A 9,045-nucleotide genomic window follows, 5' to 3' on the forward strand; every position below is an offset into this window, starting at 1 on the left:
GATCCGTTCGGGATCCTTGTGGTAGGAGCCGATGATCGAGGTGATGTCGCGGTTCTTGGTCCTGCCGATGAAGAACTCGCCGCCCGGATGCTTGGAGATCCAGTCGCTGAGGTCGTAGGCTTTCCCGTTGTAGACCCAGACATTGGAGATCGGAGGGGGGCCCTGCGGCGGCGGGGGACGACGGAAGTCCTGTTCCTCCGTGTCGGGGCGAGTGTTCGTCATCGTGTTCCTTCGTGCTCTGTTCCGCGGTTCCAAGGCCGTATCGTTTCCGACCGGGATTTGATTTCACCGGCTCGCGGCGTGGCCCCGCGCGGTTCGCGGCTCCCGGTGTTTCCGGAAATCCCCCAGGTCGCGCACACCGCCTCGATGGTCATGGACAGTATGGTGCGTGGTGGTCCTAACGTCTCACTAAACGTTCCCTTAACCCGGATCCGGTCGATCACGGGTTTTCCGTCGATCTATGCGGATGGACCGGACACAGGGTATCGTCGGCGCGCGCAGCAGGTTCCAGACCGGGTTCGGCCAAGGGTCGGCCATCGAGAACCCGGTCGGCGGACGAGTTTCGTCCGCCCGCGGGACTGTCGCGCCCATCAACGGCAGCAATAGCTGTCGATCCACCCGGTCGAACCGACCTTGCACTCTTCTGGGGGCAGACCATGAGTGACACCACCACGCGTACATCCACCACGTTCCGACCTCGGTTCGGCCGGCTCTCGCCGGTCCGCCTCGGTGCGGTCGCGGTCGCGGCCTCGCTGTTCACGGCGATCGTGACCGGTTGCACCTCGGACGATTCCGGCAACAGCACCACCGCGGCGACGGCCACCGGCCCGCTGCCCGACGCGGCGCAGATCGTCCAGGAGTCCTCCCGGACCACCCAGACCCTGCAAGCCGTCCACCTCGACCTCGAGGTGCAGAACATCGCCAACCTGCCGGTCGAGTCGGTCGCGGCCGACGTCACCAACCAGCCGCAGGGCGCGGGCGCCGCGCAGGGCGAGGCGAAGGTGCGCACCAAGCCGGACGCGCCGTTCATCAACGCCAAGTTCGTCGTCGTCGACAAGTCGATGTGGGCCCAGCTCGAGGACGGCAAGTACGCCGATCTCGGCCCGTCGGAGAAGATCTACGATCCGGGCATCATCCTGGACAAGGACAAGGGTCTGGCCAACGTCATCGCGCAGGTCCAGAACCCCAAGGTCGAGGGGCGCGAGAGTGTCGAGGGCGTCGCGGTGGTCAAGGTCACCGGCACCATCGACTCGAAGGTGATCGACCCGATCGTCCCGCGCCTCGGTGAGGGCGGCGGCACCTTCCCGATCACCCTGTACATCGCCGATGTCGCCCCGCCGAGCACCTCGGTGGCCGCGCAGCCGTCGACCGCGGCCTCGACCGGCGCGGGCCCGAACCTGGTGCGCGCCGTCATCAAGAAGGACGGCGGCACGGTGAACGTGACGCTGTCGGATTGGGCCAAGCCCGTCACCGTCACCAAGCCCCAGTAATCACCGGGCTCGGCGGAACCAGGCCGGGTGCGCGGGATTCCCGCGCACCCGGCCTTTCTCGTTCGCTCAGAATTCGCCGGGAGGCCGGTTCGTCGGTCGTCCCGGTAGATCCAGGACCAGGCGCGCACCGCCGAGCGGACTGTCCGCGAAATATGCGCGACCGCCGTGCAACTGGGCCTGCTGGGCCACCAGCGCCAAGCCGAGTCCCGAACCGCCTTTGCCCGCCCCGCTGCCGCGGAAGAACCGCTCGAACACCGCTTCGCGCTCGCCGGGCGGTATCCCCACGCCGTTGTCGTCCACGGTGACGAGCACGTGCCCGTCGGGGGTGCGGTGCGCGGCGACCACGGCGTGGGTGGCGCGGCCGTGGCGCACCGAGTTGGCCAGCGCGTTGTCCACGGCCAGTCGCAGACCCGCGGGCAGGCCCTTGGTGACCAGTTCGGCGTCGGTGTCGATGTGCACGACCAATCCGGGGAAGTGGCGCATGGCATCGTGGGCGGCCTGATCGCAGATGTCGCCGACGTCGATGTCGACGTGGTCGCGGACATTGGTGAGGTTGCCGGTGGCCAGTCGCTCCAGCGCGGCCAGCGTGGTCTCCACCCGGCCTTGGCCGCGGCGCAGGTCGGCGAGGATCTCGGTGCGCTGGGCCTCGCTCAGGTCCAGCGTGCTCAGGACTTCCAGGTCGGTGCGCATGGCGGTCAGCGGGGTGCGCAGTTCGTGCGCGGACACCGCCGCGAAATCGCGGGCGGTCTCCAGCGCGGCGGCCGTCTCGGCCTGGGCCTGGTCCACCCGGTACAGCATGGTGTTGACCGCCTCGGCAAGTTTCTCCGCCTCCCGCACGCCCGAACCGTCCACGGGCGGTTGCGGATCGCCAGGGTCGGGTACGGCGCTGCGATTGCCGACCTGCCGGGTCAGATCCACGATCGGCCGGACCGCGCGACCGGCCAGCAACCAGCCCAGCGCCGCGCTCGCCGCGATGGCCAGCAGAGCCCCGGCGAGCACCCAGCGCTGTTGCTCGGCGGTAGCCCTGGCGGCCTCCTCGGCCGGGATGCCCAGCGAGACAGTGCGTCCGGGCGGCTGGTTCTCCACCGTGGTCAGAATCCGGTAGGGGGTGCCGTCGACCTCGGCGGTGGTGTTGCCCACGGGCGTCGCGGGCAGTTCGGTCGGACTGCTCGCGGTCACCGCGCCCTCGTCGCGCACGGTCACCGCGATCTGCTGATTGAGGCCCGTCAAGCCGACCAGACCGACCGCGATGACGGGTTCGATCAGCACCAGTCGCGAAGCCAGCGCGAGTTGCTGATCGCTCTGCGCCAGATTGTTGCGTTCGATGACGCGGATGCTGATCAGACTCAGCAACGTCACGATGATGACCGCGCCCATCGCCGCCGCCCCGGCGACCCTGGTGCGCAAGGAGAACGACCGCCGCCTGCGCGCGGGTCGGGTGGCCCCGGGCGCGGGCACCGTCACTTCGGCGCCCGCAGCACGAACCCGACCCCGCGGATGGTGTGCAGCAGACGGGGCGTGCCCTCGGTCTCGAGCTTGCGGCGCAGATAGCCGACGAAGACGTCGACCACGTTGGTGTCGGCGACGAAGTCGTAGCCCCACACCAACTCCAGCAGCCGTTCCCGGCTCAGCACCACGCCCACGTTGCGCGCCAGCGTGGACAGCAACTCGAATTCCCTTTTGGTGAGCTCGACTTCCCGGCCGTGCAGCAGCGCGCGGTAGCCGGCGACGTCGACCTCGAGCGGGCCGACGGTGATCGCGCCGGGTGTGGCGGGCGCGGCGGTGTCCGAGCGCCGCCGCAGCAGCGCGCGGATACGGGCCACCAATTCGGCCAGCACGAACGGTTTCACCAAGTAGTCGTCGGCGCCGGATTCCAGTCCGGAGATCCGGTCGTCGACCGAGGCGCGAGCGCTGAGCACGCAGATCGGCACCTCGTTGCCCATCGCCCGCAGCGCGGTCACCACACCGGCCCCGTCCAGGACGGGCATGTTCATGTCGAGCACGATCGCGTCGGGGGCATCCTCGGTGACGCTGCGCAGCGCCGCCGCGCCGTCGCGGGCCACCCGCACTCGGAAGCCGGACAGGCGCAGCCCGCGCTCGACGGAGACGAGAACGTCCTCGTCGTCATCGACGACGAGGACGCTCGGGTTCGAACCGGTCACCTCGGGCACGGGTCGCCTCTTTCGATTCATTCACCGGGGGATGCCGACATCAGAGTTTCGCATCGGCGCCGCGCCGGGGAAGCACTTCGTGCCCGGCGTGGTCGGTCAGTAGTTCTGGCAGGTGGCCGCGACCTGGGCGATGGTGTCCTGGAACTGTGCGTAGCGCGGATCGTTCTGCGCCTGCTGCACGGCTTCCGGGTTCTCCTGGACCAAGCGCTGGAATTCGGCGCGACGCTGCTCGACCGGCTGGTCGAACTGGGCCTGCAACTGGGCCTTCTGGCTCGGGTTGGCGTCGAGTACGGCCGCGAGCTGCGGGGCCTCGGCGTGTAGCGCGGCGTCCACCTGCGCGAAGCTGCATTCGGTTTCGAGCAGCGGTGCCGCGAAGGAGCTCGGATCGGCCGAGGCGGACGGACCGAAGAACACGGCCGCACCCGCGACACCTCCCGCGGCGATCGCGGCGAATGCGGTACGGCTGTGGAAACGCTTCATGGATGAGCCTCCAGAGGTTCGTGTCGGTGTTGCACGGACGCTTACGAAGCTAGGGGTAACCGCTGACACTCGTGTGAACCAACTGTGAGAGAACTCTGAGAGAACCCCGGCGGGGTCGCGCCGCTCAGGCGGGGGTCGGGTGATCGGTGTCGGTGACCGGCGCGATGGGGGTGCGCCCGGACAGAATCTGGTCGGCCAAGGCGACCAGCACCGCCGGATCCTCGATGGTGGAAGGCATGTCGTAGTCGTCGCCCGCGGTGATCTGGCGGATCGATTTGCGCAGGATCTTGCCGGAGCGGGTCTTGGGGAGCGCGGCGACGACGATCGCGTCGTGCAGGGTGGCGATCGCGCCGATCTGCTCGCGCACCCGGGTGACGAGTTCGGCGCGCAGCACGTCGCGTTCGATCTCCACGCCCTCCTTGAGCACCACGTACGCGATGGGACGCTGCCCCTTGAGTTCGTCGGGCAGACCGATGACCGCGCATTCGGCCACCGCGGGGTGACCGGCGATGGCGGCTTCGATGCTGCCCGCCGAGAGGCGGTGGCCCGCCATGTTGATCACGTCGTCGCTGCGGCCGAGGACGAACAGGTAGCCGTCGTCGTCGAAGTAGCCGGAGTCGCCGGTCAGGTAGTGGCCGGGGAAGGCCGACATGTAGGAGCGGACGAACCGGTCTTCGTCGTGCCACAGCCCCGTCAGGGTGCCGGGCGGCAAGGGCAGGCCGATGACGATGTTGCCTTCGGTCCCCGCGGGCACCGGGTTGCCCTCGGCGTCCAGTACGCGCAGTCGGTAGCCGGGGACGGGCACCGAGGTCGAGCCGGGTTTGATCGGAAGCTGTTGCAGCCCCAGCGGATCGGCGGCGATCGGCCAGCCGGTCTCGGTCTGCCACCAGTGGTCGACAACCGGGCAGTCGGCGCGGTCGGCGAGCAGGGTGGCGTCGGCCCACTCGTAGGTGGCCGGGTCGAGTCGCTCGCCCGCGCAGAACAGCGCGCGCAGCGCGGACAGGTCGTACTGCTCGGCGAGGCGGGCCTGCGGGTCGGCCTTGCGGATCGCGCGCAAGGCGGTCGGCGCGGTGAACAGCACCTGCACCCCGTGTTCGGCCGCGACCCGCCAGAACGCGCCCGCGTCGGGGGTGCCGACCGGTTTGCCCTCGAACAGCACTGTGGTCGCGCCCACCAGCAGCGGCGCGTAGACGATGTAGGAGTGGCCGACCACCCAGCCGACGTCGGAGGCCGCCCACATGACCTGACCGGGGCCGATGTCGTAGATATTGCGCATCGACCAGGCCAGTGCGACGGCGTGTCCGCCGTTGTCACGCACCACACCCTTGGGCTTCCCGGTGGTGCCGGAGGTGTAGAGGATGTACAGCGGATCGGTCGCGGCCACCGAGACGGGCGCGGCGGGTTCGACGTCGCGGACCGCCTCGTCCCAGTCCAGCCAGCGCACCGCGCCGGAATCCGCGGTGGTCCCGGTGGACCAGCGCGGATCGGAGAAATCGGGGGTGGGGAATTTCCGGCGCTGTTTCACCACGACCGCGCGCGGCACGGCCGTGTGCGCCAGATCCAATGCCGCGCGCACGATAGGCGGATATTCGATTCTGCGGGTCGGTTCGATGCCGCCCGAGGCCGTGACGATCAACACAGGTTCGGCGTCGTCGAGGCGGGCGGCGAGTTCGGGGGCGGCGAATCCGCCGAACACCACCGAATGCACCGCGCCGATGCGCGCGCAGGCCAGCATCGCCACGACCGCTTCGGGAATCATCGGCAGATAGATCACCACCCGGTCGCCGACGCCCACCCCGAGGCGGACCATCGCGCCCGCGAACCTCGCGACCTCGTCGAGCAGTTCGGCGTAGGTGAGCACCCGTCCGCCGTCGGCCATCGCCGAGTCGTAGACGAGTGCGGGTTGATCGGCGCGGCCGTCGCGCACGTGCCGGTCCAGGGCGTTGACCGAGGTGTTGAGGCGGGCGTCGGGGAACCAGCGGGCGACGGGACGGGCGGTGGTGTCGACGATCTGGGTCGGGGGGACATCCCATTCGATGGCTTCGGCGGCACGGGTCCAGAACTCGGTCGGATCGACCAAGCTGGTCTGATAGACCGGTCGGTACTCGTGCTGGAGGTTCAAACCCTCGACTCCCTAACCTCGCCTGGATGCCCGCCTCGATAGATCTGCATGATTGTGGCAGACTTCACGCGACGCCCGGGTGGGTGCCGCGACCTCCGGTTTTGTCTGGAACAGGCTGGTCAAGCCCCGTACCCTTACCGGATGTCACCCAAGCTGTTATTGATCCGTTAGAATCTGATGTCACTTATTCGGGCCGTCGTAGACGCAATTTCTCGGCCAGCCGTAGTTCTCGGCCAGCTCCGTCTGGCGAGCCGGCATGCGATTGTTGAGGTTCGCTGATGGCGCGGGTCGGGGCCAGTTTGGAAAGTGAGTGGGAGATGCGTGACGCCGCAAGGTCCGGCAGGAAGCGCTGGGCGCTCGGCAATTGGGACCTGCGCTGGAAGGTTACGGCGGTTCTCGCCGTGCCACTGGCGGTCGCGGTCGGACTCGGCGTGTCGAGGATTACCGCCGAGTTCTCCAACGCGCAGAGACTCGCGAGCGTGGCCGAAAATGTCGAGGCCATTCCCGCCGTCACCGGCCTGAGCGCCGCGGCGGCCACCGTGGCCGGTTCGCAGCTGGTCTCGCTCAACGGTCAGACCGTGGTCACCGACAAGGACCTCAGCGAACTCGACGAGGCCATCGCCAAGGCCGAGGGCGCCACCGGGCTGCTCGGCGGCACGTCGCGCGCCTTACTGGAAAGCATGATCACCGAGGTCAAGGCCGTGCGCGCGCCGGGCAAGGCACCCACCGTCGCCGCCGAATCCCTCGCCGCGATCGACCGCATCCGCAACTTCAGCGTGCGGATCGTGGAGAGCACCATCTCGCAGGTCAGCGACCCCGATGTGGACGCGGCCAAACTCCGCCTGGTCGACGCGATCAACACCCGCGCCACCCTGGTCAGCGAGCTGGCCGCCTTCAGCAAGGTGCTCCAGCGCGACCCCGACGGCCAGCAGGCAATCCTCGCCGCCTCCAACACCGAACGCCAGCTGCTGGACATGCTGGCCCACCGGTTCTCCGACGGCGACGCCTCGATCGCGGACCTGCGCGCGGGCGTCGACACCCGCGTCGCGCTCATCACCAGCCCCGACGCGCTCGCCGGCCGCATCCCGATCGGTGAGCTGAAGACTTCGCTGACCACCAGCGTCGACGTCTACGAACGCGTGGTCAGCAAGGCCACCGACAACATCCAGCAGGCGATGAATTCGCTGTCCTCCACCGCGAGCACCGACGCGTGGACCTACACCGCCGTCGTCATCGCGACCATCCTGGCCGCGCTGCTGCTGGCCGTGTTCGTCGCGCGCTCGATGATCGTGCCGCTGCACCGCCTGCGCCTGGCCGCGCTGCGCGTCGCCGAGAGCGACCTGCCGCACGAGGTCGCCCAGTTGCGCAACGGCGCCTCCCCGGAGGACGTGCCGCTCGAGCCGATGCCGGTGCGCAGCACCGAGGAGATCGGGCAGTTGGCCCGCGCCGTGGACGACATCCACGGTCAGGCCCTGCGCCTGGCCAGTGACCAGGCCCAGATGCGTTCGCAGGTCAACGACATGTTCGAGACCTTGGCGCGCCGCTCGAAGTCCCTCGTCGACCATCAGCTCAGCCTGATCGAGGCGATGGAGTACGACGAGAAGGACCCGCGCCTGCTGGAGAACCTGTTCCGGCTGGATCACCTCGCCGCCCGCATGCGCCGCAACGGCGACAACCTGCTGATCCTCGCGGGCACCAAGCAGCGCCGCGCCAAGTCGGCCCCGGTCGAGATCGCCGACGTGCTGCGCGCCGCGATCTCCGAGGTCGAGGACTACGAGCGGGTCAAGCTCGGCGCCACCCCGCGCGGTTCGCTCAAGGAACCCGCCGCCTCCGACCTCGCGCACCTGTTCGCCGAACTCCTGGACAACGCGCTGCGCGCCTCCCCGCCCGAGACCGACGTGAAGTTCACCTTCGCGCAGGCGGGCGACCAGGGTCTGCTCATCGAGGTCGCCGACCGCGGCATCGGCATGCCGCCCGCGGAGATGGCCGAGATCAACCGCAAGCTCGAGCAGACCGCCGAGCCCGGCCCCGACACCGCGCGCCACATGGGTCTGTTCGTGGTCGGCAGGCTCGCCGAGCGTCACGGCCTGACCGTGCGCCTGCGGCCCACCTTCGACACCGCCCGCGATCCCGGCGTGACGGTGACGGTGCACGTGCCGGTCGCGCTCATCGTCGCGGGTCAGCCGCTGTCGGTGCAGCCGGTCACCCCGAGCCCCAAGCAGGACGGCACCCCGGAGCGTCCGCAGCGGCCCGGTCCGCAGCGGCCCACCCCGTCCTCGACCATGCAGACCAGGGCGGTCACCCGTACCCCCGGCGGGAACATGATGGTCACCGTCGATCCGGGTGTGAGCGGGCCGATTCCGCTCAGCAAGCCCGCGCCCGCCGCCGGCCCCACCCCGGCCGCGGCGAGCGGTGGTCTGCCGCAGCGCAGGCCCGGCAACTCGGCCCTCGGTCAGAACCCGCAGGATCAGGCCCAGTCGAGCCCGAGTCTGCGGCCGGCCCCCGGTCAACAGCAGAACGTCCCGCAGCGCGGCAAGCTCGCCGCCGCGAACCTGCCCAAGCGCAACCTGGGTCAGTCCGGCCCGCCGCGGTCGCCGGGCGGCCCGAGCGTGATCGGTCCCGCGGGCGCGCAACCGCCGCGCGATCCGCAGTCCGGCGAGGGCCCGCAGCGCAGGCCCGGCGCGGAGGGCGGTCCGGCCGGACCGGGCGGCCTGCCCCAGCGTCAGCCCGGCGCCAACGGCGCGCCTTCGCGCGACGCCGCCACCGGCCTGCCGCAACGTCA

General features: G+C 69.7%; 7 protein-coding genes. 2 read left to right on the forward strand and 5 right to left on the reverse strand.

Annotated elements, in window-relative coordinates; genetic code table 11:
* Positions 1–222, reverse strand: a 222-nt coding sequence (locus ON30_RS03595) for a cytochrome b5-like heme/steroid binding domain-containing protein (RefSeq protein WP_040704180.1), incomplete at its 3' end; no start/stop codon positions are given.
* A gap of 434 nt (positions 223–656) precedes the next feature.
* Between ON30_RS03595 and ON30_RS03600 the strand changes: the two genes are divergently transcribed.
* Positions 657–1,490 (forward strand): LppX_LprAFG lipoprotein, encoded by an 834-nt coding sequence (locus tag ON30_RS03600; protein WP_040704181.1) that lies wholly within the window; start codon positions 657–659, stop codon positions 1,488–1,490.
* 66 nt (positions 1,491–1,556) lie between these two features.
* Here the strand turns inward: ON30_RS03600 and ON30_RS03605 are convergent, their stop codons facing one another.
* The 4 genes from ON30_RS03605 to ON30_RS03620 all read right to left on the reverse strand — a co-directional run bounded on the left by ON30_RS03605 (position 1,557) and on the right by ON30_RS03620 (position 6,263).
* On the reverse strand, positions 1,557–2,867 hold the full coding sequence (locus ON30_RS03605; protein WP_040704188.1) for a sensor histidine kinase: 1,311 nt from the start codon (positions 2,865–2,867) through the stop codon (positions 1,557–1,559).
* An 83-nt stretch (positions 2,868–2,950) separates the two neighbouring features.
* The gene (locus tag ON30_RS03610; protein WP_245553925.1) at positions 2,951–3,652 is read right to left on the reverse strand and encodes a response regulator transcription factor; all 702 of its coding nucleotides are present in this window, start codon (positions 3,650–3,652) and stop codon (positions 2,951–2,953) included.
* Between the two features lie 105 nt (positions 3,653–3,757).
* The gene (locus ON30_RS03615; protein WP_040704184.1) at positions 3,758–4,141 is read right to left on the reverse strand and encodes a hemophore-related protein; all 384 of its coding nucleotides are present in this window, start codon (positions 4,139–4,141) and stop codon (positions 3,758–3,760) included.
* 124 nt (positions 4,142–4,265) lie between these two features.
* Positions 4,266–6,263, reverse strand: a complete 1,998-nt coding sequence (locus ON30_RS03620) for an AMP-binding protein (protein WP_040704187.1) — start codon at positions 6,261–6,263, stop codon at positions 4,266–4,268.
* A 317-nt stretch (positions 6,264–6,580) separates the two neighbouring features.
* Here ON30_RS03620 and ON30_RS03625 point away from each other — a divergent pair.
* Positions 6,581–9,045: sensor histidine kinase (locus ON30_RS03625; RefSeq protein WP_040704189.1), on the forward strand; the 2,465-nt coding region annotated here is incomplete at its 3' end.

The organism is Nocardia takedensis NBRC 100417 (genome assembly GCF_000308695.1).
GTDB classification, from domain to species: domain Bacteria; phylum Actinomycetota; class Actinomycetes; order Mycobacteriales; family Mycobacteriaceae; genus Nocardia; species Nocardia takedensis.